The following is a 26,706-nucleotide window of genomic DNA, read 5'->3' as shown; positions in this document are numbered from 1 at the left end:
GAATCGGAAAAATTCGCCAAGCCCCAGATTTGGTTGATTTTTTTCTTGATTTTCCAATTGACGGAAACGTTGACGTTTCGTACTATCGGCTGCAAATTCCAGCCCTTGTGGAAACCGAGACGTTCATGCGATTTATCTTAAGCGCGTTATTGGTCCTGACACTCGCCGCGTGCGCGAGTCAGGGACCGACGACGAATACCGCCAATAACCCCGCCAGCCAGCAAGCCGTAGCCGACGCACTTCGCAAGAACGCCACCGCTAAAGAAACCATCAATGTCGACCAGGGCTCGGTCAATCAGTTGACGAGCGAGGACGCCGATCTGTGGGGCCGCATTCGCCGTGGCTTCCAGATGCCGGATCTGCAGAGCGACCTCGTCGACATGCAGCTCAACTGGTATCTGCAACGCCCCGATTACGTGCAGCGCATGACCGAGCGCTCGCAGAAATATCTCTATCACATCGTCGAGGAACTCGAGTCGCGCCATATGCCGACCGAGCTCGCACTGCTGCCATTCATCGAGTCCGCGTATAGCCCGCAGGCTTTGTCGGTCGCCAAGGCGGCGGGCATGTGGCAATTCATGCCGGGCACGGGCCGTACCTACAACCTGAAGCAGAACATGTGGCAGGACGAGCGCCGCGACGTGCTCGCGTCGACCAGTGCCGCGCTCGACTACCTGTCGAAGCTGCACGATATGTTCGGCGACTGGCAGCTCGCGCTCGCCGCGTACAACTGGGGTGAGGGCAACGTGCAGCGCGCAATCGCGCGCAACGAGGCGGCGGGTCTGCCGACCGACTACCTGAGCCTGCGTATGCCGAACGAAACGCGCAACTACGTGCCGAAGCTGCAGGCGGTCAAGAACCTCGTGATGAACCCGCAGGTGTACGGGCTCGCGCTGCCGGCGATTCCGAACCACCCGTACTTCGTGACGGTCACGACCTCGCACGATATCGACGTCGACGTCGCCGCGCGGCTTGCCAACATGTCGACCGACGAGTTCCGCTCGCTGAACCCGTCGTTCAGGAAGCCGGTGATTCTCGGCGCGACGCAGCCGCAGATTCTGTTGCCTTTCGACAACGCGTCCGCGTTCGAGCGCAATCTGAAAACGTACTCGGGCTCGCTGTCGTCCTGGACCACCTACACCGTCGACGCACGGGCGACACCCGCGGCGATCGCACAGAAGATCGGCGTCGACGCAGACACGCTGATGGAAGTGAACAAGATTCCGGTCGGCATGCGCCTGAAGCCAGGCTCGACGATCGTCGTGCCGCGCGGCTCGGACGACGACGAGGACATCAGCGCCGACATCGCCGAAAGCGCGGTGCTCGCGATGGAACCCGACGTGCCAGACACGCGCAAGATGCTGATCCGCGTGCGCCGCAATCAGTCGATGGCCGCCATCGCGCTGCGCTACGGCGTGTCGGTCGGTCAGCTGAAGGCATGGAACAAGACACATCGCGATCAGGTCTCGCGCGGCCAGGTGGTCGTGCTGCACGTGCCGGTCGGCAAGCCGGTACCGAGCGAGCCGGGACCGGAAAAGATCGCCGCCGATGTGCAAGGCGGCAGTGTGCAGAAGATTGGCGTCCATGCCGCAGACGCCCGCGGCGATTCGCGCTACGATAAGAAGAAAGGGCGCGGCCACTCTGCCATCGTCAAGGTCTCCCAGCCGGGCGGCAAGGGTGACAAACCGGCGGCGCCCGCCAGCAAGGGCAAGGTCGAGAAGGTGTCGGCCTCGGTGTCCGGCAATGCGTCGAAGGCCGCGGCTGAGAGCCGCCCGAAGACCGTGGCCAACGCGAAGAAGAAGGGTAAATAGACCAATAGCGGCTCTCACGGTAGTGACCACATGCGTTGCGGGGGCAGCGCATGGATTGCGCTCCGATCACGCACCGTGTTCATCCAACGCCGTCACCTCAGGGTGACGGCGTTTTTCATTGCGCGGACGGTTCCTGCGGGTTTGCCGTATTTACTTTATTGTTCGTGCTTCGGCCGCGTTGGCCGCGGGACGCCGTTCTGTCCTGATCCGTCGGGACCTCGGGCAAGGTTCTTGAGGTCCATTTCCGGGTTTTCTTCCTGATTTATGTCGTCGACCCAACTGCGCGTCTTTCTGCTTTTTTCCGCCGGCTACTTCGTCTCTTACGTGTTTCGCGGCGTCAATCTTGGTTTCGCGCCGTTCATCACGCGCGATCTCGGTCTGTCAGCCGCCGATCTGGGTGTGCTGACGAGTCTGTATTTCCTCGGCTTCGCGGGCGCGCAGACCCCCGCTGGCGTGCTGCTCGACCACTTCGGCGCGCGTCGCGTGACGGCCGTCACGCTGCTCTTCGCCGCGCTCGGCATCTGGGTGTTCGGCGCGGCGCACAGTCTCGGCATGATGATGGTCGGGCGGCTGCTGATCGGCGTCGGCGTCTCGGTATGCCTCGGCGCCGCGTTCAAGGCGCTCGCGCAGCATTTTCCGGTCTCGCGATTGCCATTGATGAATGGGCTCGTGATGGCGATCGGCGGTTTCGGCGGCGTGATGGTCGGTTCGCCGCTCACGTGGGTGCTCGGCTTCTCCAGTTGGCGCTCGGTCTGCGTCGGGCTCGGGGTGCTGACGGTGGTGGTCGCGCTCGCGCAATGGACGCTCGCGCCGGACGCGCGCGACTCGCATCGCCAGACGAGCCTCGTTGCGCAGTTCAAGGGCACGTGGCATATCCTGCGCAGCGCGGCATTCTGGAAAATCGCGTCGTTCTCGGTGGTTACGCAGGGCGTTTTCTACGCGATGCAGTCGTTGTGGGTCGGAGCATGGCTGCGCGACGTACAAGGCTTCGAACCGCACGAGGCGGCGGCGCTCGTGTCGATTCTCGGCTTCGCGATGATGGCGGGGTGCGTCGGTTTCGGCGCGGCGGCGCGTAGTCTCGAGCGGCGCGGTCTCTCGTTGTACGCGTTCTGCGGCATCGGCATGGCGTTGTACGTGCTGACGCAGATGCTGATCATGTTCAATGCGCCATTGCCGGCGAGCCTGTTGTGGGCCGCGTACGGAATCTTCGGTGGCACTGGCATTCTGAGCTACGCGGTGATGGCGCGACATTTCCCGCCGCAGATGATCGGCCGGGTCAACACGACGCTGACGCTGATTATTTTTCTGCTGATCTTCGGTTTTCAGATCGGCGTTGGCGCGGTGCTTTCTCACTGGCCGGCGAGCGGCGGGCACTATCCGGCGGTCGCGCATCTGAGCGCGTGGGCAATCCTTGTCGCGCTGCAGGTGCTGAGCGCAATCTGGTACGCATTGCCGGGACGGCAGCTTGCCGGGTCCGGCGAAATGCGCGCGGAGCAGGAAGCCTGAACGGCCGCGCGGCACGCTGCTGCAAGTCTGCGTCCTATCTCAGATTTGGAAGGAAGGGCGGTTTCAGGCTATAATTTCAAGGTTTGAGCTTATCAACCCGCACCCTAGCGCCTACCTCCCCCATACCGTTCATCCGCCGCGCGCCATTGGCGTAGCAAGAAGGGCCCCGCACCCAGCCGAAGTCGTCCACACAATGGACTCATCGCGCCCCTTGCATCGTTACCGGCAGCTCGCGAGCGAGTCTGCGCGCGCATCCAGAATGTGTTCCGCTGCGGCTCGAAATCGGATAGACAGGTGGCAACAGGGTGTTCCCCCAAGGAGTCTCCCGTGTTGCCGTCATTTTCTCCCGCTCTTCTCGCGCTCGCCGACGGCACGGTCTTTCGTGGTTATTCGATCGGGGCCCCCGGGCACACCATCGGTGAAGTCGTGTTCAACACCGCCATCACCGGCTATCAGGAAATCCTGACTGACCCGAGCTACGCGCGCCAGATCGTGACCCTCACGTACCCGCATATCGGCAACGTCGGCGTGAACGCCGAAGACGTCGAAGCGACGAAAGTCCATGCCGCTGGCCTGATCATCCGTGATCTGCCGGTTCTCGCGTCGAACTTCCGCATGGAGCGTACGCTCCCGCAATATCTTCGGGACGAAGGCGTAGTCGCCATTGCCGGCATCGACACCCGCAAGCTGACCCGCCTGCTGCGCGACAAGGGCGCGCAAAACGGCGCGATCCTCGCTGGGTCCGACGACGAAGCCAAGGCCATCGAACTCGCGCGCTCGTTCCCGGGCCTCGCCGGCATGGACCTCGCGAAGGTCGTGTCGACCGGGCAAACCTACGAGTGGACCAAAACCGAATGGCGCTTGGGCACGGGCTACGGCGACCAGAAGGCGCCGAAGTACCGCGTGGTCGCATTCGATTACGGCGTCAAGCAGAACATCCTGCGTATGCTGGCCGAGCGCGGCTGCCATGTCACCGTGCTGCCGGCGCAAGCGAGCGCCGCCGACGCGCTCGCGCTCAACCCGGACGGCGTGTTCCTGTCGAACGGCCCCGGCGACCCGGAGCCGTGCGACTACGCGATCGCGGCGACGAAGGAGTTCATCGAGCGCGGCATTCCGACCTTTGGCATTTGCCTTGGCCACCAGATCATGGGCCTCGCGGTCGGCGCAAAGACGATGAAGATGAAGACCGGCCACCACGGCGCGAATCACCCAGTCAAGGATCTCGAAGACGGCCGCGTGGTGATTACGTCGCAGAACCACGGCTTCGCGGTCGATGCCGACACGCTGCCCGCCAACGCGCGCGTGACCCACGTATCGTTGTTCGACGGCACGCTGCAGGGCTTTGCGCTGACCGACAAGCCGGCGTTTTGCTTCCAGGGCCACCCGGAAGCGTCGCCTGGTCCGCACGACATCGCGTACCTGTTCGACCGCTTCACCGCGTTGATGGACGCGCAGAAGAGCGGCAAGAGCGCAGCGGCTTGAAGCAGTAAAGGCCGGCCGCACGAGCCAGCCCGAGACGGAAACGAAAGCGGCTCGCGGCGGCCGCGGCGCCCCGCAGCACGATGCGGCGGGCGCGCCGCAAACAGCGCGCGCAACGTGAAAACGGCGCGCGCCGACGGAAAGAATTCAGGAATACATTAGCGAGAGCGTTATGCCCAAGCGGACAGACATCAAGAGCATCCTCATCATCGGCGCGGGTCCGATCATCATCGGCCAGGCGTGCGAGTTCGATTACTCGGGCGCGCAGGCATGCAAGGCGCTGCGTGAGGAAGGCTACAAGGTCATTCTCGTCAACAGCAATCCGGCGACGATCATGACCGACCCGAACACGGCCGACGTGACCTACATCGAGCCGATCACGTGGGAAGTGGTCGAGCGCATCATCGCGAAGGAGCGCCCGGACGCGATCCTGCCGACGATGGGCGGCCAGACCGCGCTGAATTGCGCGCTCGATCTGCACGCGCATGGCGTGCTGGCGAAGTACGACGTCGAGCTGATCGGCGCGTCGCCCGAAGCGATCGACAAGGCGGAAGACCGCCAGAAGTTCAAGGACGCGATGACCAAGATCGGCCTCGGTTCGGCCAAGTCGGGCACCGCGCATTCGATGGAAGAAGCACTCGCGGTGCAGACGAAGATCGCCGCGGAAACCGGCAGCGGCGGCTACCCGGTCGTGATCCGTCCGTCGTTCACGCTGGGCGGTTCGGGCGGCGGCATCGCCTACAACCGCGACGAGTTCGAAGAGATCTGCAAGCGCGGTCTCGACCTGTCGCCGACGCGCGAGCTGCTGATCGAAGAGTCGCTGCTCGGCTGGAAAGAGTACGAGATGGAAGTGGTCCGCGACAAGGCGGATAACTGCATCATCGTCTGCTCGATCGAAAACCTCGACCCCATGGGCATCCATACCGGCGACTCGATCACGGTCGCGCCGGCGCAGACGCTCACCGACAAGGAATACCAGATCCTGCGTAACGCGTCGCTGGCGGTGCTGCGCGAGATCGGCGTCGACACGGGCGGCTCGAACGTGCAGTTCTCGATCAATCCGAAAGACGGTCGGATGATCGTGATCGAAATGAACCCGCGTGTGTCGCGTTCGTCGGCGCTGGCGTCGAAGGCAACAGGCTTCCCGATCGCGAAGGTCGCGGCCAAGCTCGCAGTCGGCTACACGCTCGATGAACTGAAGAACGAAATCACCGGCGGCCAGACCCCGGCGTCGTTCGAACCGACGATCGACTACGTCGTCACGAAGATCCCGCGTTTCGCGTTCGAAAAATTCCGCGAAGCCGATTCGCGCCTGACCACGCAGATGAAGTCGGTCGGCGAAGTGATGGCGATCGGCCGCACATTCCAGGAGTCGTTCCAGAAAGCGCTGCGCGGCCTCGAAGTCGGCGTCGACGGTCTTGACGAAAAGACCGCCGATCGCGACGAGATCATTCGCCAGATCGGCGAAGCCGGTCCGGATCGCATCTGGTATGTCGGCGATGCATTCCGCGTCGGCATGAGCGCGCAAGAGATCTTCGAAGAGACCGCGATCGATCCGTGGTTCCTCGCGCAGATCGAACAGATCGTGCTGAAGGAAAAGGCGCTGGCGGGCCGTACGCTCGCGAGCCTCACGAAGGAAGAGTTGAAGTATCTGAAGCAGAGCGGCTTCTCGGATCGACGTCTCGCCAAGCTGCTCGGCGCGAACCCGGCGGACGTGCGCGCCCGCCGTATCGAGCTGAACGTGCGTCCAGTGTACAAGCGCGTCGATACCTGCGCGGCCGAGTTCGCAACCAAGACCGCGTACATGTACTCGACCTACGAGGAAGAGTGCGAAGCGAATCCGACGAACAACAAGAAGATCATGGTGCTGGGCGGCGGCCCGAACCGGATCGGCCAGGGCATCGAGTTCGACTACTGCTGCGTGCATGCCGCGCTCGCGATGCGCGAGGACGGCTATGAAACGATCATGGTCAACTGCAACCCGGAAACCGTGTCGACCGACTACGACACCTCCGACCGTCTGTACTTCGAATCGCTGACGCTCGAAGACGTGCTCGAAATCGTCGACAAGGAAAAGCCGGTCGGCGTGATCGTGCAGTACGGCGGCCAGACGCCGTTGAAGCTCGCGCTCGATCTCGAGGCCAACGGCGTGCCGATCATCGGAACGTCTCCGGACATGATCGACGCGGCCGAAGACCGCGAGCGTTTCCAGAAGCTGCTGCAAGACCTCGGCCTGCGTCAGCCGCCGAACCGTACCGCGCGCACCGAAGACGAAGCGCTGAAACTCGCTGACGAAATCGGCTATCCGCTCGTGGTGCGTCCGTCGTACGTGCTGGGCGGCCGCGCGATGGAAATCGTCCACGAGCCGCGCGACCTCGAACGCTATATGCGTGAGGCCGTCAAGGTATCGAACGATTCGCCGGTGCTGCTCGACCGCTTCCTGAACGACGCGATTGAATGCGACGTGGATTGCATTTCCGATGGCGACGCCGTGTTCATCGGCGGCGTGATGGAGCACATCGAACAGGCGGGCGTGCACTCGGGCGACTCGGCCTGCTCGCTGCCGCCGTATTCGCTGTCGAAGGAGACGGTTGCCGAACTGAAGCGCCAGACGGCCGCGATGGCGAAGGCGCTGAATGTGGTCGGCCTGATGAACGTGCAGTTCGCGATCCAGCAGGTGCCGTCCAAAACAAACGCGGCTGATGGGTCGAAGGACGACATCATCTACGTGCTCGAAGTGAACCCGCGCGCGTCGCGCACGGTCCCGTACGTGTCGAAGGCGACCAGCCTGCCGCTCGCGAAGATCGCGGCGCGCGCGATGGTCGGCCAGAAGCTCGCCGCGCAAGGTGTGACGAAGGAAGTCGAGCCGCCGTACTTCAGCGTGAAGGAAGCGGTGTTCCCGTTTGTCAAGTTCCCGACGGTCGATCCGGTGCTCGGACCTGAAATGCGTTCGACCGGCGAAGTGATGGGTGTCGGTCAGACGTTCGGCGAGGCGCTGTTCAAGTCGCAACTCGCGGCGGGTTCGCGTCTGCCGGAGTCGGGCACGGTGCTGCTGACCGTGATGGACGCCGACAAGCCGAAGGCGGTCGAAGTCGCGCGCATGCTGCACGAGCTCGGCTACCCGATCGTCGCGACCAAGGGCACGGCTGCCGCGATCGAAGCGGCCGGCGTGCCGGTCAAGGTCGTCAACAAGGTAAAGGATGGCCGTCCGCACATCGTCGATATGATCAAGAACGGCGAGATCGCTCTCGTCTTCACGACCGTCGACGAAACGCGCGCGGCGATCGCCGATTCGCGTTCGATTCGCATGAGCGCGCAGGCGAACAAGGTCACCTACTACACGACGATGTCGGGCGCGCGCGCGGCGGTGGAGGGTCTTCGTTATCTGAAGAACCTGGAAGTCTATGATTTACAAGGACTCCACGCTCGCCTAAACTAAGGCTTCGATACCTGTCCAAGATGTAAGTGCCGCGGTTAAGCGGCGTTCCGCAGGTGCTGCGGCCCGGGTCTGTCCATGGGCGGCGGCTTTCGCGGAATGCACTTAACCGCGGTGATTTTTTTTATGGCCGTTTTTTGCCTCCAGAGTTGTTTATGAGCACTATTCCATTGACGAAGCGCGGAGCAGACATGCTGCGCGATGAATTGCAGCGCTTGAAATCGGTTGAGCGTCCGGCCGTGATCAACTCGATCGCGGAAGCGCGCGCCCAAGGCGATCTGTCGGAAAACGCGGAATACGACGCTGCGAAGGAAAAGCAGGGCTTCATCGAAGGCCGCATCGCCGAAATTGAGTCGAAGCTCGCGGGCGCGCAGGTGATCGATCCGGCGCAAGTAGAAGCGGACGGCCGCGTGGTGTTCGGCGCGACGCTCGAGCTCGAAGACCTCGAGTCGGGCGCGTCGGTCAAATATCAGATCGTCGGTGACGACGAAGCGGACATCGACCACGGCCTGATCTCGATCAGCTCGCCGATCGCGCGTGCGCTGATCGGCAAATCGGAAGGCGACGTCGCGTCGGTGCAGGCACCGGGCGGCATTCGTGAATACGAAATCATCGCGGTCAGCTACATCTGAGGATGGCGCCGGTGTCTCTGATGCCGCATCGTTTATTCCGCCTGTTGACGGTGGTGTGGGTCGGTAGCCTGTTGACCATCGGCTACGCGGTTGCGCCCGTGCTGTTCAAGTCGCTCGACCGCATGACGGCGGGTGCCATTGCCGCGCAGCTGTTTCGGATTCAGGGAGTGATTGGCGTCGTGTGCGGTATTTTGCTGCTCGGTCTTGCCAATCTGCTCGTGCGGCGCGGTAGTGGCGTGTATCGCCGCCTGCGCTGGCTGCTCGCCGGTATGCTCGTATGCGTGCTGGTTGGCTATTTCGCGTTGCAGCCGTTCATGAATGCGATGCGCGTCGCGGCGCTCGAGGCGGGCGCAGACGTCGGACATTCCGTTTATGCGACGCGCTTCGGCATCCTGCATGGCGTGTCGAGTCTGTTCTATCTGATCGAGAGCCTGCTAGGTGCTGCACTCGTGTGGCTGCTGCCGGTGCATGTCGGTACCGCGGCCGACGAAGAGGGCGCGCGCGGAGTCGCGGGAAAGGTGGCGGGCTGAGGCTCGCGGGTGGCTGGTGGTGGGACGCGGCGCTATGTCCGCCGGTCGATGCCGAACCGATGCCCGCGATGAACTTCATATTGCGACGAATCGTCGCTATTCCGGCGGCCAGCTACGGTTCATTGGCGCCGTTTCGGGCCTTGCGCCCAAGCCCGCCAACGCGCGATGCGGACCCGGTCCGCACCTTCGCCGCGTGTGCTCTTACTTCGACTGATGCGAACGCTTCGCGCTGGTTTGACGCTTCTTCGCGCGCTTGATGTTGCCGCCCTGCGTCACGCGTTCATTGCCGCGCACCAGCACCGCTTTCGCTCGCGGCTTGCGCATCGGCACGTCGGTCGGCTTCACCACTTTGACGATGCGCGGTGCGCGGCCCTTGGTCGGCCGGGCTTCTTCCGCTGCCGCTTCACGGGCGCTCGGCAACGCGCCGCGCTTCGCTTTTGCCGCCGGCTGTGCCGATTCTGGCTTCCAGATCACGAGCAACTTGCCGATATGCTGAATCGGTGCCGCGTTCAGCGTGTCGCAGATCTCTTCGTAGATGGCGATGCGCTCCTCGCGCTCATCACCGAACACGCGGATTTTGATCAGTTGATGCGCTGCGAGGTGCACCCTGATTTCGGCGAGTACAGCGTCGGTCAAGCCTTCGGCCCCGACGAGCACGACCGGTTTGAGCGCATGTGCCTGGGAGCGCAACTCGGCGCGTTGGTCGGAAGAGACTTTGAGGGCTGGCATGGAAAGTGGAAGACTCGACTAAAATGGCGGTTCCTGCGCTTTCGTCCGATCGCCGAGCGATTCGGGCGGGTTGATTCAGCAGGGTGCGCGTCAGAACAACAGAATCGCGGATGGCCGCCAGTCTGGCGGTGGCCGCGCGAATTAACCGCGTATTATCCCCTAAAGCGCGACTTGACGCAGCAATAGTTCAATCTTTAATGGCAAAAAACAAGTTCAATACCGCGTGGCTGCACGACCACATCAACGATCCGTACGTCAAAATGGCGCAGCGGGAAGGTTATCGTGCCCGCGCGGCCTACAAGCTCAAGGAAATCGACGAACAGGACAAGCTGATCCGCCCCGGACAGGTGATCGTCGATCTCGGTTCCTCGCCGGGCAGCTGGAGCCAGTACGCGCGTAACAAGCTCGCCGGCGGCTCGCAGCGCAACGCGGAACGCGAAGGTGGCATCGACGGCACGATCATCGCTTTGGACATTCTGCCGATGGAGCCGGTAGCCGACGTGCACTTCATCCAGGGGGATTTCCGCGAAGACTCGGTGCTGGTCCAGCTCGAAGAGTTGGTCGGCGCGCGCCAGGTAGACCTTGTAATTTCGGATATGGCACCCAACCTGTCCGGTGTGGCGATCGCGGACGCGGCGCGGATCGAGCATTTATGCGATCTGGCGCTCGAATTCGCACAAAATCACCTGAAGCCCGATGGTGCCCTTTTAGTCAAATGCTTTCACGGCAGCGGATATAGTCAGATTGTCGAAAAGTTCAAGCGCCAATTCAAGGTGGTGGCGGCCCGCAAGCCGAAGGCGTCGCGGGATAAATCGTCAGAAACATTTATTTTGGGTAAGCATTTGAAGCGTCTCGCGTAGGGATGCGGCGAGCCGGTTCCATTTCTGCCAATAACTAGCCCGATGCGTCGGAGACTGGCGTCAAGCTGGCCCGCTACCCTATTTCCGTGGTAGTGAAACGCTATGGCAGGGGTCTGCGGACTGGATTAGAATGCTTTCGTGGTGCCGCAAGGCAAATGTAGGCGCCCGTCTAAGTGAAGGAGTGGTGCTTTGAACAACAATATGTTTTCGAAAGCAGCAGTGTGGCTGGTAATCGCACTGGTGCTGTTTACGGTGTTCAAGCAGTTCGACAAGCCCCGTGTCCAGGAAGGCGTTTCCTATTCGCAGTTCATGGACGACGCGAAGAACGGCAAAGTCAAGAACGTCATTGTCCAGGGGCGGAACCTCACGGTCACTCCAGCAGACGGCCAGAAGTACCAGATCGTGTCGCCCGGCGACATCTGGATGGTCGGCGATCTGATGAAGTATGGCGTACAGGTGAGCGGCAAGGCTGACGACGAACCCAATGCACTGATGTCCGTGCTGTATTACCTCGGGCCGACGATCCTGATCATCGGTTTCTGGTTCTACATGATGCGACAGATGCAGGGGGGCGGCAAAGGCGGGGCCTTCTCGTTTGGCAAGTCGCGCGCGCGGCTGATCGACGAGAACAACAACGCAATCAATTTCACCGACGTTGCCGGTTGCGACGAAGCCAAGGAAGAAGTGTCGGAGCTCGTCGACTTTTTGCGCGATCCGCAGAAATTCCAGAAGCTCGGTGGTCGTATTCCGCGCGGCGTGCTGCTCGTTGGCCCGCCGGGAACCGGTAAGACGCTGCTCGCACGCGCGATCGCCGGCGAGGCGAAGGTGCCGTTCTTCAGCATTTCGGGTTCGGATTTCGTGGAAATGTTCGTCGGCGTCGGCGCGGCTCGCGTGCGCGACATGTTTGAGCAGGCCAAGAAGCACGCGCCGTGTATCGTGTTCATCGACGAAATCGACGCGGTCGGCCGTCATCGCGGCGCCGGCATGGGCGGCGGTAACGACGAGCGCGAACAGACGCTGAACCAGATGCTCGTCGAAATGGACGGCTTCGAGGCGAACTCGGGTGTCATCGTGATCGCCGCGACGAACCGTTCGGACGTACTCGACAAGGCGCTGTTGCGTCCGGGCCGTTTCGACCGCCAGGTGTACGTCGGTCTGCCCGATATCCGCGGCCGCGAGCACATCATGAAGGTGCACCTGCGCAAGGTACCGATTTCGAACGACGTCGATGCGGCAGTGATCGCGCGCGGCACGCCGGGTTTCTCGGGCGCCGATCTCGCGAACCTCGTCAACGAAGCAGCACTGTTCGCGGCGCGCCGCGGCAAGCGCATCGTCGAAATGACCGATTTCGAGGACGCGAAGGACAAGATCTTCATGGGTCCGGAGCGCAAGTCGGCCGTGATCCGCGAAGAATCGAAGCGTGCGACCGCGTATCACGAATCGGGTCACGCGGTGATCGCGAAGCTGTTGCCGAAGGCCGATCCGGTGCACAAGGTCACGATCATTCCGCGCGGCCGTGCGCTGGGCGTCACGTGGCAGTTGCCGGAGCATGATAACGAAACGTACTCGAAGGACTATCTGCTCGACCGTCTTGCCATTCTGTTCGGTGGTCGCGTCGCGGAAGAGCTGTTCCTGAACCTAATCAGCACCGGTGCGTCGGACGACTTCAACAAGGCGACCCAGACGGCTCGCGCGATGGTTGCCCGCTTCGGTATGACGGATGCGCTCGGACCGATGGTCTATGTCGACGACGAAAACGACGCTTCGCCGTTCGGCCGCGGCTTCACGCGGACCATTTCGGAAGCGACGCAGCAGAAGGTCGATGCGGAAATCCGTCGTGTGCTGGACGAGCAGTACAATCTCGCGCGGCGCCTGCTGGAAGAAAACCGCGACAAGGTCGAAGCGATGACCGCCGCATTGATGGAGTGGGAGACGATCGACGCCGATCAGATCAACGACATCATGGCCGGCCGTCCGCCGCGTTCGCCGAAGAGTTCGCCGCCGTCGGCAAGCGACGCCTCGTCGGGCGGCAGCGCGGGCACCGAAGTCAAGCCGGGCAGCGCAACCGCGCCGGCCTGATAGGTAGCCAGTAGAAAGTGCGGGCCGGTGTGCTACACACCGGCCCGTTTTGCATTGATCCGTTCAAAGTGAAGCATTGTTACGTGTCGAAAGTCGATTGTTCTTCCGTACCCCTTCCAGAGCCGCTGCAGTGCGGCCGCTTCAAGCTGACGTTTGAACGCCCGTTGGTCATGGGCATTCTGAACGTCACTCCCGATTCCTTCTCCGATGGCGGCTTGTACGCGATGCGCGGCGATGCGCTGCGCCATGCCGAGCGCATGATGCTCGAGGGCGCGGACATTATCGATATCGGCGGGGAGTCGACGCGTCCTGGCGCGCCGCCGGTGCCGCTCGACGAAGAACTGGAGCGCGTGATACCGCTCGTCGAGCAACTGCGTGGCGCGAATGTGCCGTTGTCGGTCGATACGTACAAGCCGGAAGTGATGCGCGATGCGTTGAACGCGGGCGCCGACCTGATCAACGACGTCTGGGGCTTCCGCATGCCCGGCGCGATCGACGCGGTGCGCGACAGCGACTGCGGCCTTTGTGTAATGCATATGTTAGGTGAGCCGCAGACCATGCAGCGCGGCGAGCCGCACTATGCCGACGTTGTCAGCGAAGTGCGCCAGTTCCTAGAGGAGCGTGTCGCGACTTTGCAGCAGGCGGGGATTGCGCGCGAGCGAATCAGCGTCGATCCGGGCTTCGGCTTCGGCAAGATCGTCGTCGAGCACAACTACGCGTTGCTTGCGCATCTGCGCGACACGGCGCCGCGCGCCGCGTCGCCATATCCGATCCTTGCGGGCATGTCGCGCAAATCGATGGTTGGCGCGGTGACAGGGCGGCCGGCGCCGGAGCGCGTGGCCGGCAGCATCGCCGCAGCGGTGTGCGCGGCCGAGCGGGGCGCCGCGATTCTGCGCGTACACGACGTCGCGCAAACAGTCGATGCATTGAAAGTATGGGCAACCCTGCGCGACGCTGCCAAGCAGAGCCGCGCGCACGGTTGAGCCCGCAGCCAGATACAGGGAGAACAAATATGGCACGTCGTTACTTCGGAACGGACGGCATTCGGGGCAAGGTCGGCGAAGGCCCGATCACGCCGGAATTCGTGTTGCGGCTCGGCTACGCGGCCGGCAAAGTGCTCGCGGGCGCCGATCAGTGGGCGAAGACAGGCGCTCGCCCGACAGTGCTGATCGGCAAGGACACGCGCGTCTCGGGCTACATGCTCGAAGCCGCGCTCGAATCGGGCTTTTCGGCGGCCGGCGTCGACGTGATGCTGGCCGGCCCGATGCCGACTCCCGGCATCGCCTATCTGACGCGCGCGCTGCGGCTTGCCGCGGGCGTCGTGATCAGCGCGTCGCACAACCCGTACTACGACAACGGTATCAAGTTCTTCTCGGCCGACGGCAACAAGCTGCCGGACGACGTCGAGGCGCAGATCGAGGAGCAGCTCGAGCTGCCGCTCGCTTGCGCGGCATCCGAGCAGTTGGGCAAGGCGCGTCGTCTCGACGACGCGGCCGGCCGCTACATCGAGTTCTGCAAGAGCACCTTCCCGGCCGCGTACGACCTGCGCGGCATGAAGCTCGTCGTCGATTGCGCGCATGGCGCCGCGTACGACGTCGCGCCGCACGTGTTTCATGAGCTCGGCGCGGAAGTGATCCCGATCGGCGTCTCGCCGAACGGCTTCAATATCAACGACGGTGTTGGTGCGACCGCGCCGGATGCGCTGGTGCGCGCGGTGCGCGCGAACCACGCGGACCTCGGGATAGCGCTCGATGGCGACGCCGACCGTTTGCAGGTCGTCGACGAGTCCGGCCGGCTGTTCAACGGCGACGAGCTGCTGTACGTGCTGGTCAAGGACCGTATCGCGACCGCCGGCCACGTGGAAGGCGCGGTCGGCACGCTGATGACCAACATGGCCGTGGAGGTCGCGCTGCAGAGAGCCGGCGTCAAGTTCGTGCGCGCCGCGGTCGGCGACCGCTATGTGCTCGAACAGCTTCGCGAACACGGCTGGCAGCTCGGCGCCGAAGGTTCGGGCCACATTCTGTCGCTCGATCGCCATTCGACCGGCGACGGCATCGTGTCCGCTCTGCTCGTGCTGGCGGCGATGCAGCGCAGCGGCAAATCGCTCGCGGATCTGCTCGACGGCGTCACGCTGTTCCCGCAGAAGCTGATCAACGTGCGCATGAAGCCAGGCGCGGACTGGAAGGGCAGCGATACGATTCGTAGCGCGATCAAGGTGGCCGAAGGCGCGCTCGACGGGCGCGGTCGCGTCCTGATCCGCGCGTCGGGCACCGAGCCGGTACTGCGCGTGATGGTAGAGGCGCAGAACGTCGCGGACGCGCTCGAGCATTCGGAAGCGATTGCGCAAGCCGTGCGGGTAGCAACGGCCTGACCTGTTCCCCGACAGGCGGCGGGCGGTGGCGACCGCTTGCTGCCTGACGGTCGCTCCGAGAGCTTCGGCGACCCGCGTGCCATGACCTTCGTCGCCGGCTTCGCGCCAATAAATCCCCACGCTCCAGCCGCCAAAAGGTCGGTGCATCCCGCACCAAAACCTCTCTCCGCATCGAGCGCAAACGTTCGCGCCCCGTCTTTTTCGTCTAACTTGAAGAATGCAATGCAACGAGCATCGCAATCGCGGCAATTTGCCGGCTCCCGAACCTTTCATCGGGTAATGTGACTGTCACATCTGATTCACGATCAGTCACGTTTTTGTCATAAAGAGACCCTAAGCTTCGCGGTGTTCGAGTTTCCCCGCTCACACCACACGCTCACACTCCATTGGAGGTCTCATGAAATTGATGCAAACCGTGTTCGCTGGCGTCGCTGGCGCGCTTTTCGCAATCGCAGCGCAAGCCGCAGACATCACCGGCGCGGGCAGCACGTTCGCGGCACCGATTTACACGAAGTGGGCCGACGCTTATCAGAAGACCGGCGGCGGCAAGGTTAACTACCAAGGCATCGGGTCGTCGGGCGGCATCAAGCAGATCGAGGCGAAGACCGTCGATTTCGCTGGTTCGGACGCTCCGCTGAAGGACGACGAACTCGCAAAGCAAGGCCTGTTCCAATTCCCGACGGTGGTCGGCGGCGTGGTGCCGGCAGTCAACGTGCCGGGCGTGAAGCCGGGCGAACTGGTGCTGTCGGGTGAAGTGCTCGGCGACATCTATCTCGGCAAGATCAAGAAGTGGAATGACCCGGCAATCGTCGCGCTGAACTCGAAAGTCAAGCTGCCGGATCTGGACATCGCCGTGGTGCGCCGCGCCGACGGTTCGGGCACCAGCTTCATCTGGACGAACTACCTGTCGAAGGTCAACCCGGAATGGAAGACGAAGGTCGGTGAAGGTGCGACGGTCAACTGGCCGACCGGCACGGGCGGCAAGGGTAACGACGGCGTCGCGGCATTCGTGCAGCGTCTGCCGGGTTCGATCGGCTACGTCGAATGGGCGTACGCCAAGCAGAACCACATGAACTATGTCGCGATGAAGAACGAAGCTGGCGCAGTGGTTCAGCCGCAGACGGACACGTTCAAGGCAGCGGCTGCTGGCGCTGACTGGTCGAAGTCGTTCTACCAGATCCTGACGAACGAGCCGGGCAAGAACGCATGGCCGATCGTCGGCGCGACGTTCGTGCTGCTGCACACGACGCAGGAAAAGGCACCGCAAGGCGCGGAAACGCTGAAGTTCTTCGACTGGGCGTTCAAGAACGGCGGTCAGGCTGCGAACGATCTGGACTACATCTCGTTGCCGGAATCGGTCGTGTCGGAAATCCGCACGCAGTGGAAGCAGAAGGTCAAGGATTCGGCAGGCAAGACGCTCGCCGAGTAACAGGCGTAAGCTGGCGCGGTATGTCTGAATCGCGCCTGGTAGCACCCCGGCCGTCCTCGTACGAGGACGGCCTGTGACTTTCACGCGGCACGCGCCGCATGCATCACCGCCCGCCCGACAAGTGTCGTCCGGCAATTGGAAACAGGTCCCTCAGGCTCTCATGTCCGATATTCATTTAGCGTCCGGCACGAGCCGGGCCACTCCGCCTGGCAGCGCGTCGCAGCAAAAAGCGCCTGGCCGCTCCGGCGATGTGATCTTCGGCGGCCTCGCACGCCTTTCCGCGATCGTCACGCTGCTGCTGCTCGGCGGCATCATCGTGTCGCTGATCATCGCCTCGATGCCGTCGATTCGCGAGTTCGGTCTCGCGTTCCTGTGGACGGCGGTGTGGGATCCACCCAGCAAGCAATTCGGCGCGCTCGTGCCGATCTACGGCACTCTCGCGACGTCGATCATCGCTCTCATCATCGCGGTGCCCGTCAGCTTCGGCATCGCGCTGTTTCTGACCGAACTGTCGCCCGCGTGGCTGCGTCGGCCGCTCGGCATCGCGATCGAACTGCTCGCCGCGATTCCGTCGATCGTGTACGGCATGTGGGGCCTGCTCGTGTTCGCGCCGATCTTCGCGGTGTGGTTCCAGAAGCCTCTCGGCGCGGTGCTCGGCGGCATTCCGATCGTCGGTGCGCTGTTCTCGGGTCCGCCGATCGGCATCGGCATTCTGTGCGCGGGCGTGATCCTTGCGATCATGATCATCCCGTACATCGCCGCGGTCATGCGCGACGTGTTCGAAGTGACGCCGGTGCTGCTGAAGGAATCGGCCTACGGTATCGGCTGCACGACCTGGGAAGTGATGTGGAAGATCGTACTGCCGTACACCAAGTCCGGTGTGATCGGCGGCATCATGCTCGGCCTCGGCCGCGCGCTGGGTGAGACGATGGCGGTCACCTTCGTGATCGGCAACACCAATCTGCTCGACAATATTTCGCTGTTTTCGCCGGGCAACAGCATCACGTCGGCGCTCGCCAACGAGTTCGCGGAAGCGGACCCGGGCCTGCACACGTCGGCGCTGATGGAGCTCGGCCTGATCCTGTTCGTGATTACATTCATCGTGCTGGCGATTTCGAAAATCATGCTGCTGCGTCTCGAGAAAGGGGAGGGCGCGAAATGAGCGGGCCGTCCCTGAATATGCCGGGTCTGAAGGACCCCGCGACGCTCGAAGCGATGCGCGTGCGTCTGCAAGGGCGCCGTCGGATGACCAACGCGATCGCGCTGACGCTGTCGCTCGCGGCGATGGCGTTCGGCCTGCTGTGGCTCGTGTGGATTCTCTACACGACGCTGCATCTCGGGATCGGCGGTTTGTCGGTCGAGCTCTTCACGCAGTCGACGCCGCCGCCGAACACCGATGGCGGCGGTCTTGCGAATGCGATCGTCGGCAGCCTGTTGCTGGTCGCGCTCGCGACCTTCGTCGGCACGCCGATCGGCATCATGGCGGGCGTCTATCTCGCCGAATACGGCCAGAAGGGCTGGCTTGCGAACCTCACGCGCTTCATCAACGACATCCTGCTGTCGGCGCCGTCGATCGTCATCGGTCTGTTCGTCTACGCGCTCGTCGTCGCGAAGATGGGCCACTTCAGCGGCTGGGCCGGCGTGCTCGCGCTGGCGCTGCTGCAGATTCCGATCGTGATCCGCACGACCGAAAACATGCTGAAGCTCGTGCCGAATGCGATGCGGGAAGCCGCGTTCGCGCTCGGCACGCCGAAGTGGAAGATGGTGCTGTCGATCACGCTGAAGGCGTCGATCGCGGGCATCGTCACCGGTGTGCTGCTCGCGGTCGCGCGGATTGCCGGCGAAACCGCGCCGCTGCTTTTTACCGCGCTGTCGAACCAGTTCTTCTCGGTCGATATGGGCCAGCCGGTCGCGAACCTGCCGGTCACCATCTACAAGTTTGCGATGAGCCCGTTCGCGCAATGGCAATCGCTCGCGTGGGCCGGCGTCTTCCTGATCACGCTCGCGGTGCTGGGACTGAATATCCTCGCGCGCACGATCTTCTCGAACAAGTAAGGGCGGAGTTAATCCGATGAACATGGCAGAAACCCAACTCAATCCGGTCGGGCACGCAACCGCGCCCGCGGGCTCCGACCCCGAACACAGCGCTCACGCGCAAACGCCGTCGCGTCCGAAGATCGAGGTCAAGGATCTCAACTTCTTCTACGGCAAGTACCACGCGCTGAAGAACATCAATCTGCAGATTCCCGAAGGCAAGGTGACCGCGTTCATCGGCCCGTCGGGCTGCGGCAAGTCCACGCTGTTGCGAACCTTCAACAAGATGTACGCGCTGTATCCGGAGCAACGCGCGGAAGGCGAGATCGTGATGGACGGCGAAAACCTGCTGACCACCCGCCAGGACATTTCGCTGCTGCGCGCGCGCATCGGCATGGTGTTCCAGAAGCCGACGCCGTTCCCGATGTCGATCTACGACAACATCGCTTTCGGCGTGAAGATGTTCGAGAAGCTGTCGCGCTCGGAAATGGACGACCGCGTCGAATGGGCGCTGACCAAGGCGGCGCTGTGGAACGAAGTGAAGGACAAGCTCGGCCAGAGCGGCTACGGTCTGTCGGGCGGCCAGCAGCAGCGTCTGTGTATCGCGCGCGGTATCGCGATTCGACCCGAAGTGCTGCTGCTCGACGAGCCGTGCTCGGCGCTCGACCCGATTTCGACGGGCCGTATCGAGGAGCTGATCGCTGAGCTGAAGAGCGACTACACGGTCGTGATCGTCACTCACAACATGCAGCAGGCGGCCCGCTGTTCGGACTACACTGCCTATATGTACCTCGGTGAACTGATCGAATTCGGCGACACAGAAAAAATCTTCATCAAACCGGTCCGCAAGGAAACCGAGGACTACATCACCGGCCGCTTCGGCTGATCCGCCGGGCAATACAACGGAGTACGACATGTCCGATAAACATCTGTCCAGCCAGTTCGACGCCGACCTGAACCTCGTTTCGTCGAAAGTGCTCGAAATGGGCGGCCTCGTCGAATCGCAGATCATCAACGCGATGCAGGCGCTCAACGAATTCGACCTCGGTATGTGCGAGCAGGTCATCGCCGCCGAAGACCGTCTGAACAAGATGGAAGTCGACATCGACGAGGAGTGCAGCAACATCATCGCGCGCCGTCAGCCGGCGGCGCGCGATCTGCGTCTGCTAATCGCGATCTCGAAGACCATCACGAACCTCGAGCGCGCCGGCGACGAAGCCGAAAAGATCGCGAAGCGCACCAGGCGTCTGATGGAAGACGGCGCCTCGCGCACCATCAACATCGCCGAGATCAAGCTGTCCGGCGAGATGGCCGTGTCGATCCTGCGCCGCGCGCTCGACGCGTTCGCGCGTCTGGACACGGTCGCCGCCGCGCAGATCGTGCGCGACGACAAGGCGATCGACGAAGAATTCCGCGCGTTCGTGCGCAAGCTGATTTCGTATATGACCGAAGATCCGCGTTCGATCTCGGTGGGCCTCGACTTCCTGTTCATCGCCAAGGCGATCGAGCGGATCGGCGACCACGCGAAGAACATCGCCGAATTCATCATCTACATCGTCAAGGGTACCGACGTGCGGCACCAGTCGCGCGACGCGCTCGAACGCGAAGCGCTCAGCTAATCCAGAGATAAGGAACAGAGGTGCCGATGCCCAGCAGCATTCTCGTCATTGAAGATGAGCCCGCCATTTCCGAATTGATTTCGGTCAATCTTCAACACGCCGGACACTGCCCGATTCGCGCGTACAACGCGGAGCAGGCGCACAACCTGATCAGCGACGTGCTGCCCGATCTCGTGCTGCTCGACTGGATGTTGCCGGGCAAATCGGGCATTTCGTTCGCGCGCGATCTGCGCAACAACGAGCGCACGAAGCATATCCCGATCATCATGCTGACCGCGCGCGGCGACGAGCAGGACAAGGTGCTCGGTCTCGAGATCGGCGCCGACGACTACGTGACGAAGCCGTTCTCGCCGAAGGAACTGATGGCGCGCATCAAGGCGGTGCTACGCCGCCGCGCGCCGCAGCTGACCGAAGACGTGGTCGCGATCAACGGCCTGAAGCTCGATCCGGCCACGCACCGTGTCGCCGCGCATGCGGAAGGCAGCGAGATCAAGCTCGATCTCGGCCCGACTGAATTCCGTCTGCTGCATTTCTTCATGACTCACCCGGAGCGCGTGCACAGCCGCACGCAACTGCTCGACCAGGTGTGGGGCGATCACGTGTTCGTCGAAGAGCGTACCGTCGACGTGCATATCAAGCGTCTGCGTGCGGCACTCAAGCCGGCCGGGTGCGATGCTATGATTGAAACGGTACGCGGCAGCGGCTACCGGCTGGCGAAGAGCGCCTGATAGCCGTCGTCGGCGGCGCACTGCACTGCGTAGCTGTTGAGCCGCCGCACCTCCTTCCTGCGCTGTATTTTCTCTTCGATCGCTAGACCATGAACATCATCTGGGCGCGCTCCATCGTGTCGGTCGTGCTGCTTGCTGTTCTGTGCGCGGTGGTCGGCGCACTGGTGAACGTCAAGGCAGGGCTCGCTCTCGCCATCGTCATGCTGCTCGCACAGAGCGTCTTCAGTACCTTCCATAAGCAGCGTCTGTGGCGTCTGCTCGATGCGCCGGTGTACGGCGAAGTGCCGAGCGCCCCCGGCATCTGGGGCGAAATCTACTACCGTCTGCACAAGCTCGCGAAGCGCTGGCACGCCCAGGTGCGCCAGGTCGAGCAGCAGCATTCGCGTTTCATCCAGGCGATCCAGGCGTCGCCGAACGGCGTCGCGATGCTCGACGATCACGATCAGATCGAGTGGTGCAACGCGATTTCCGAAAGCCACTTCGGGCTCGATGCGAAACGCGATCTGCGCCAGCACATCACGCATCTGGTGCGCCATCCGGATTTCGTGCGCTATCTGAATTCTCATCGGTACGAGGAAATGCTGATCATGCGCGGCATGGGCGACAAGCGCCAGAACGTGCTGTCGGTGCAGGTGTTTCCGTATGGCGACAATCGCAAACTGGTGCTGTCGCAGGACATCACCGAACTCGAGCGCACCGATGCGATGCGGCGTGACTTCGTCGCCAACGTGTCGCACGAACTGAAAACGCCGCTTACCGTGCTGTCCGGTTTTCTCGAGACGATGCGCGAGCTGCCGTTGGGCGAGGCCGAGCGCGCGCGCTATCTCGACCTGATGGAGCAGCAGGCGTCGCGCATGCGTCATATCGTCAGCGATCTGCTGGTGCTCGCGACGCTCGAAGGTGACAACAAGCCGCCGAGCGATCAGATGATCGACATGCAGGCGGTATTGCGGCATCTGCACGACGACGCGCAGAGCCTGTCCGGCGATCATCACAAGATCGTCTTCGAAGCCGACGAGGCGTTGACGGTAACCGGCGTCGAAACCGAGATTCTCAGCGCGTTCGGCAACCTGGTGACCAACGCGATCCGCTATACGCCCGACGGCGGCTCGATCAAGGTCAACTGGCGTGCGCAGGGTGGCCATGCGGTGTTCTCGGTCACCGATAGCGGCCTCGGCATTCCGGCCGCCGATATTCCACGGCTCACCGAGCGCTTCTATCGCGTCGATCGCAGCCGTTCGCGCGACACGGGCGGCACCGGGCTCGGTCTCGCGATCGTCAAGCACGTATTGCAACGGCACGATGCGCAACTCGAAGTTAAGAGCGAAGAAGGGCGCGGCAGCACGTTCACGGTGCGTTTTCCGGTGTATCGGACCGCGCGCTGCCAAACCGCGCAGGTTTGAGTGCGGCAGTCGTCCGACGGGTCGATCAAGCAAAAAGCCGCCTGAAACAGGCGGTTTTTTTATGCGCGCGGATTATCAGGCGCCCGCCGTCGCGGCGAGCACCCGCGACGCGGGCGACTACGAACAGAACTTGCCGAGCAGGCTCATTTGCGCATTGCGCGACGCCTTGCCCGGCCGGCGCCGGCGATAGTGACCGTCGCTTTGCATCAACCAGGCCGACTGGTTGTCGCCGAGAAACGCCGATAGCCCTTCCGCGATCACGCGCCGTTTCAGCCGCCGGTTGTTGACCGGGAATGCGACTTCGACGCGCCGGAACAGATTGCGATCCATCCAGTCGGCGCTCGACAGATAGACCTGCTCCTTGCCGCCGTCGTAGAAGTAGTAGATGCGATGATGTTCGAGAAAGCGCCCGACGATCGAGCGCACCGTGATGTTCTCGGAGAGTCCTTGCACGCCCGGCTGCAGCGAGCACACGCCGCGCACGATCAGATCGATCTTCACGCCGGCCTGCGCGGCTTCATACAGCTCGGCGATCACCGTCGGCTCGAGCAGCGCGTTCATCTTCGCGACGATGCGGGCCTTCCTGCCCGCCCGTGCGTGCTCGGCTTCCTTGCGGATCGCTTCGACGAGCTTCGGGTGCAGCGTGAACGGCGACTGCCACAATTCGTGCAGCTTCAGCTCGCCGCCGATGCCGGTCAGCTGCTGGAATACATGGTGCACGTCCTCGCAGATCTTCTGATCGGCGGTCATCAGACCGAAGTCGGTATAGAGGCGCGCGGTGCGCGGGTGATAGTTGCCGGTGCCGAGGTGCGCGTAGCGCTTCAGGGTCGACTTGCCGCCCGCCAATACGCGTCGCACGATCAGCATCATTTTCGCGTGGCACTTGTGGCCGACCACGCCGTAGACCACATGCGCGCCGACCGCTTCGAGCTGCGAGGCCCAGTTGATGTTGGTTTCTTCGTCGAAGCGCGCGAGCAGCTCCACGACCACCGTGACTTCCTTGCCGTTGCGCGCGGCCTGCATCAGCGCGTCCATCAGCGGCGAGTCGGTGCCGGTGCGATAGATGGTCTGCTTGATCGCGACCACGTTCGGGTCCTTGGCCGCCTGCAGCAGCAGCTCGAGCACCGGCTGGAAGCTCTCGTACGGGTGATGCAGCAGCACGTCGCCCTGATCGATCACGTCGAACATGCTCGCGCTGTTGGCGATCTGCGTCGGCGTCGACGGAATATGCGGCACGAACTTCAGATCCGGCCGGTCGACCATCTCGGGCAGTTGCATCAGCCGCACCAGATTGACGGGGCCGTTCACGTAGTAGCAGTCCTTGTTCGACAGACCGCTTTCGTCGAGCAGGCGCCGCACCACGTGCGCGGGCGTGTCCGCCGACACTTCGAGCCGCACCGCATTGCCCAGATGCCGCGCCGGCAGTTCGCCCTGCAACGCGACGCGCAGATTGGTGATTTCGTCTTCGTCGACGAACAGTTCGCTATTGCGGGTGATGCGAAACTGATTGCAGCTGCGCACGACGAGGTTCGGAAACAGTTCGCCGACGAAGCGTTGCAACAGCGAGCTCAGCAGCACGAAGCCATGCGGATAGCCCGACAGTTCCTGCGGCATGCGCACGAGCCGCGGCAGCGCGCGCGGCGCCTGCACGATGCCCATCATCGCCTGGCGGCCGAATGCATCCTTGCCTTCGAGTTCGACGACGAAGTTCAAGCTCTTGTTCAGCACGCGCGGAAACGGATGGGCGGGATCGAGACCGATTGGCGTCAGCACCGGCAGCAGTTCGTCGAAGAAGTAGTTGCGCGCCCATTCGGTCTGCGCGTCGCTCCATGCTTCGGTGCCGTGGAAATAAATACCTTCCTCCTCGAGCGCGGTGAGCACCGTGTCGTGCAGCATCGTGTACTGGCGATGCACGAGCTTCTGCGCACGCTCGACGACGAGGTCGTACACGTGCTGCAGCGACATGCCGTCCGGCGACAATGCGCCGGGGTTGTCGCGCATCTGTTCCTGAAGCCCGGCCATGCGGACTTCGAAGAATTCGTCGAGATTGCTACTGGTGATGCAGATAAAGCGGAGACGTTCGAGCAGAGGGACGGCGGGATCGGCGGCTTGCGCCAACACGCGCTCGTTGAAACCCAGAATGCCCAGCTCGCGATTCAATAAGGGATAGCGGACGGACATCGGTGGCGAGATTGGAATGTCTGAAATGGCGACGGAAAGACGCTCGGAAATTCTCACGATTTGATGACGTCCTGATGACATCGGCGGTGTTTTAAACATTTTATGCCGCAATCGTCGGCTGTCGTCAATATGACGCGCTACCTATGCGACGATACCGAACTCCCTGCGCCGCGAGGTGACACCGTGAAGGCTGCTACGCTTAGAATGGCGTCTTTGAACAGTGCGGCCGGCCGCGACACGCATCATGCGTCGAAGGCGCCGGGCAGGCGCGTGGCGCTGCCGGCGTCCGCCGCCACGCCCGCGGCCGCCGCCGCCGCGCTCGCGCGCATGGAGTACGCTTACCCGATGGTCACTATCCCTCATCTCCTCGCCGCCGTGGATCTCGGTTCGAACAGCTTCCGGCTCATCGTGGGCCGGGTCGAGGAAACCGACGCGGGCAGCCAGATCTATCAGGTCGACGCCTTGCGCGAGCCGGTGCGGCTCGCGGCCGGGCTATCGAGCGACAAAATGCTCGATCGCGCCTCGCAGGTGCGTGGCTGGGATGCGCTGAAGCGCTTCGGCGAGCGTCTGCGCGATTTTCACCCCGACCACGTGCGCGCGGTCGCGACCAATACGCTGCGCATCGCGAAGAATGCGGGCGAGTTTCTCGGCGAAGCGCAGGCGGCGCTCGGTTTTCCGATCGAAGTGATCGCGGGGCGCGAGGAAGCGCGCCTGATTTATGCAGGCGCCGCGCACTCGGTGCCGGCGAGCGCGGGCAAGCGGCTCGTCGTCGATATCGGCGGCGGTTCGACGGAATTCATCATCGGCTCGCACTACACGCCGATCAAGATGGAGAGCCTGTATATCGGCTGCGTGAGCCATAGCCGTACGTTTTTTCCGGCCGGCAACGTCGACGAATACACGATGCGCCAGGCCGAGCTCGCCGCGCGCCGCGAAATCCAGATCATTTCCGCCGAATACAAGAAGACCGGCTGGGAGCAGGCGATCGGCTCGTCGGGCACCGCCCGCGCGCTCGCCGAGCTGGTCGAGGCGAACAATTTCAACGATGCCGGCGTCACGCACGGCATTTCGCGCGGCGGCCTCGAGCGGCTCAAGCGCGCGCTGATCAAGGCCGAAAACGTCAACCGGCTGAAACTGATCGCGCTGAAGAGCGACCGCGTGCCGGTGCTCGCGGGCGGCCTGTCGATCATGATCGCGGTGTTCGACGAACTGGGCGTCGACTATGTCGACACCACCGACGGCGCGCTGCGTCTCGGCGTCATGTACGACCTGCTCGGCCGTTCGCAGCACGAGGACATGCGTACGGTGACGGTCGGGGGCTTCATGCGCCGCTATGGCGTCGATCGTGCGCAGGCCGGGCGTATCAGCGATCTGTCGACGAGCCTCTACGACCAGTTCATCGAACCGGACGAAGAACGCCGCGCGGAAAACCGCATGTTCATCAGCTGGGCGGCGTCGCTGCACGAAATCGGGCTGTCGATCTCGCATAGCGCTTATCACAAGCATTCGGCGTATATCGCAAGCAACGCCGACATGCCGGGCTTTTCGCGCACCGATCAGGCGCGCCTCGCCGCGCTCGTGCTCGGCCACGCGGGCAAGCTCGGCAAGCTGTCGCAGACGCGCGACGTCGAATGGCCGCTGCTGTTCTGCCTGCGGCTCGCGGCGTTGCTGTGCCGTCGACGCGCGGACGTCGGCCTGCCGGGTATCACGGTTGCTCAGGCGAACGGCGGTTACGAGGTGCGTTTGCCGAACGAGTGGGTCGCCAACAATCCGTTGACGGACTACAGCCTGATCCAGGAAGCAGCGGAGTGGGAGAAAGTCGGGATTCCGTATCGCGTGGTTTATACGGACGATTGACGCGGCGCCGATCGGCGCACGC

The 26,706-nt window shown here is 62.9% G+C and carries 20 protein-coding genes; 18 read left to right on the top strand and 2 right to left on the bottom strand.

Annotated features, from left to right (window positions below):
* Positions 1–125: 125 nt before the first annotated feature.
* The 6 genes from AB3X95_RS05905 (at position 126) to AB3X95_RS05880 (ending at position 9,394) form a co-directional block, all read left to right on the top strand.
* Entirely contained in the window at positions 126–1,811 is a 1,686-nt protein-coding gene (locus AB3X95_RS05905; RefSeq protein WP_176124145.1) for a transglycosylase SLT domain-containing protein, read from the top strand.
* A gap of 264 nt (positions 1,812–2,075) precedes the next feature.
* Positions 2,076–3,317 carry a nitrate/nitrite transporter gene (locus tag AB3X95_RS05900; protein WP_176124144.1) on the top strand — a complete coding sequence of 414 codons (1,242 nt, stop codon included), beginning with the start codon at positions 2,076–2,078 and terminating at the stop codon, positions 3,315–3,317.
* A 327-nt stretch (positions 3,318–3,644) separates the two neighbouring features.
* Complete coding sequence (gene carA / locus AB3X95_RS05895; protein WP_368620884.1) at positions 3,645–4,799, top strand: glutamine-hydrolyzing carbamoyl-phosphate synthase small subunit; 1,155 nt, start codon at positions 3,645–3,647, stop codon at positions 4,797–4,799.
* Between the two features lie 169 nt (positions 4,800–4,968).
* Entirely contained in the window at positions 4,969–8,235 is a 3,267-nt protein-coding gene (carB, locus tag AB3X95_RS05890; RefSeq protein ID WP_368620883.1) for a carbamoyl-phosphate synthase large subunit, read from the top strand.
* 152 nt (positions 8,236–8,387) lie between these two features.
* Entirely contained in the window at positions 8,388–8,864 is a 477-nt protein-coding gene (gene greA, locus AB3X95_RS05885; RefSeq protein WP_176105537.1) for a transcription elongation factor GreA, read from the top strand.
* A 20-nt stretch (positions 8,865–8,884) separates the two neighbouring features.
* Complete coding sequence (locus AB3X95_RS05880) at positions 8,885–9,394, top strand: DUF4149 domain-containing protein (RefSeq protein WP_184226567.1); 510 nt, start codon at positions 8,885–8,887, stop codon at positions 9,392–9,394.
* 201 nt (positions 9,395–9,595) lie between these two features.
* Here AB3X95_RS05880 and AB3X95_RS05875 read toward each other — a convergent pair whose 3' ends face one another.
* The gene (locus AB3X95_RS05875; RefSeq protein WP_176124140.1) at positions 9,596–10,123 is read right to left on the bottom strand and encodes a YhbY family RNA-binding protein; all 528 of its coding nucleotides are present in this window, start codon (positions 10,121–10,123) and stop codon (positions 9,596–9,598) included.
* A 197-nt stretch (positions 10,124–10,320) separates the two neighbouring features.
* Between AB3X95_RS05875 and AB3X95_RS05870 the strand changes: the two genes are divergently transcribed.
* From AB3X95_RS05870 to phoR, 11 genes are all read left to right on the top strand, one after another.
* On the top strand, positions 10,321–10,983 hold the full coding sequence (locus AB3X95_RS05870; RefSeq protein WP_176124230.1) for an RlmE family RNA methyltransferase: 663 nt from the start codon (positions 10,321–10,323) through the stop codon (positions 10,981–10,983).
* Positions 10,984–11,172: 189 nt separating this feature from the next.
* Positions 11,173–13,062: an ATP-dependent zinc metalloprotease FtsH gene (ftsH, locus tag AB3X95_RS05865; RefSeq protein ID WP_013090008.1), complete on the top strand. Its 1,890-nt coding sequence runs from the start codon at positions 11,173–11,175 to the stop codon at positions 13,060–13,062.
* Between the two features lie 83 nt (positions 13,063–13,145).
* The gene (folP, locus tag AB3X95_RS05860; RefSeq protein WP_309235006.1) at positions 13,146–14,045 is read left to right on the top strand and encodes a dihydropteroate synthase; all 900 of its coding nucleotides are present in this window, start codon (positions 13,146–13,148) and stop codon (positions 14,043–14,045) included.
* A gap of 29 nt (positions 14,046–14,074) precedes the next feature.
* Positions 14,075–15,433, top strand: coding sequence for a phosphoglucosamine mutase (gene glmM, locus AB3X95_RS05855; RefSeq protein WP_176105540.1), 1,359 nt, complete (start codon positions 14,075–14,077; stop codon positions 15,431–15,433).
* A gap of 397 nt (positions 15,434–15,830) precedes the next feature.
* Entirely contained in the window at positions 15,831–16,862 is a 1,032-nt protein-coding gene (gene pstS / locus AB3X95_RS05850) for a phosphate ABC transporter substrate-binding protein PstS (RefSeq protein ID WP_176124139.1), read from the top strand.
* A 160-nt stretch (positions 16,863–17,022) separates the two neighbouring features.
* On the top strand, positions 17,023–18,024 hold the full coding sequence (gene pstC, locus AB3X95_RS05845) for a phosphate ABC transporter permease PstC (RefSeq protein WP_176124138.1): 1,002 nt from the start codon (positions 17,023–17,025) through the stop codon (positions 18,022–18,024).
* Positions 18,021–18,917 (top strand): phosphate ABC transporter permease PstA, encoded by an 897-nt coding sequence (gene pstA, locus AB3X95_RS05840; RefSeq protein WP_013090003.1) that lies wholly within the window; start codon positions 18,021–18,023, stop codon positions 18,915–18,917. Before pstC ends, pstA begins: the two co-directional genes overlap by 4 nt.
* 16 nt (positions 18,918–18,933) lie before the next feature.
* Positions 18,934–19,782: a phosphate ABC transporter ATP-binding protein PstB gene (pstB, locus tag AB3X95_RS05835; protein ID WP_018433457.1), complete on the top strand. Its 849-nt coding sequence runs from the start codon at positions 18,934–18,936 to the stop codon at positions 19,780–19,782.
* A 28-nt stretch (positions 19,783–19,810) separates the two neighbouring features.
* Positions 19,811–20,515, top strand: a complete 705-nt coding sequence (gene phoU / locus AB3X95_RS05830) for a phosphate signaling complex protein PhoU (protein WP_176124136.1) — start codon at positions 19,811–19,813, stop codon at positions 20,513–20,515.
* Positions 20,516–20,541: 26 nt separating this feature from the next.
* Complete coding sequence (gene phoB, locus AB3X95_RS05825; RefSeq protein ID WP_008922879.1) at positions 20,542–21,243, top strand: phosphate regulon transcriptional regulator PhoB; 702 nt, start codon at positions 20,542–20,544, stop codon at positions 21,241–21,243.
* 89 nt (positions 21,244–21,332) lie between these two features.
* Positions 21,333–22,646, top strand: a complete 1,314-nt coding sequence (gene phoR / locus AB3X95_RS05820) for a phosphate regulon sensor histidine kinase PhoR (protein WP_176124135.1) — start codon at positions 21,333–21,335, stop codon at positions 22,644–22,646.
* A 117-nt stretch (positions 22,647–22,763) separates the two neighbouring features.
* Here phoR and ppk1 read toward each other — a convergent pair whose 3' ends face one another.
* Entirely contained in the window at positions 22,764–24,827 is a 2,064-nt protein-coding gene (gene ppk1 / locus AB3X95_RS05815; RefSeq protein ID WP_176124229.1) for a polyphosphate kinase 1, read from the bottom strand.
* 204 nt (positions 24,828–25,031) lie between these two features.
* Between ppk1 and ppx the strand changes: the two genes are divergently transcribed.
* The gene (ppx, locus tag AB3X95_RS05810) at positions 25,032–26,684 is read left to right on the top strand and encodes an exopolyphosphatase (RefSeq protein ID WP_368620882.1); all 1,653 of its coding nucleotides are present in this window, start codon (positions 25,032–25,034) and stop codon (positions 26,682–26,684) included.
* Positions 26,685–26,706 lie beyond the last annotated feature (22 nt).

Origin of the sequence: Paraburkholderia sp. BR13444 (assembly GCF_040948755.1) — a bacterium.
Classification (GTDB): domain Bacteria; phylum Pseudomonadota; class Gammaproteobacteria; order Burkholderiales; family Burkholderiaceae; genus Paraburkholderia; species Paraburkholderia youngii.
Note: the sequence above shows the minus strand (reverse complement) of the source record. Positions and strands in the feature narration are given on the sequence as shown.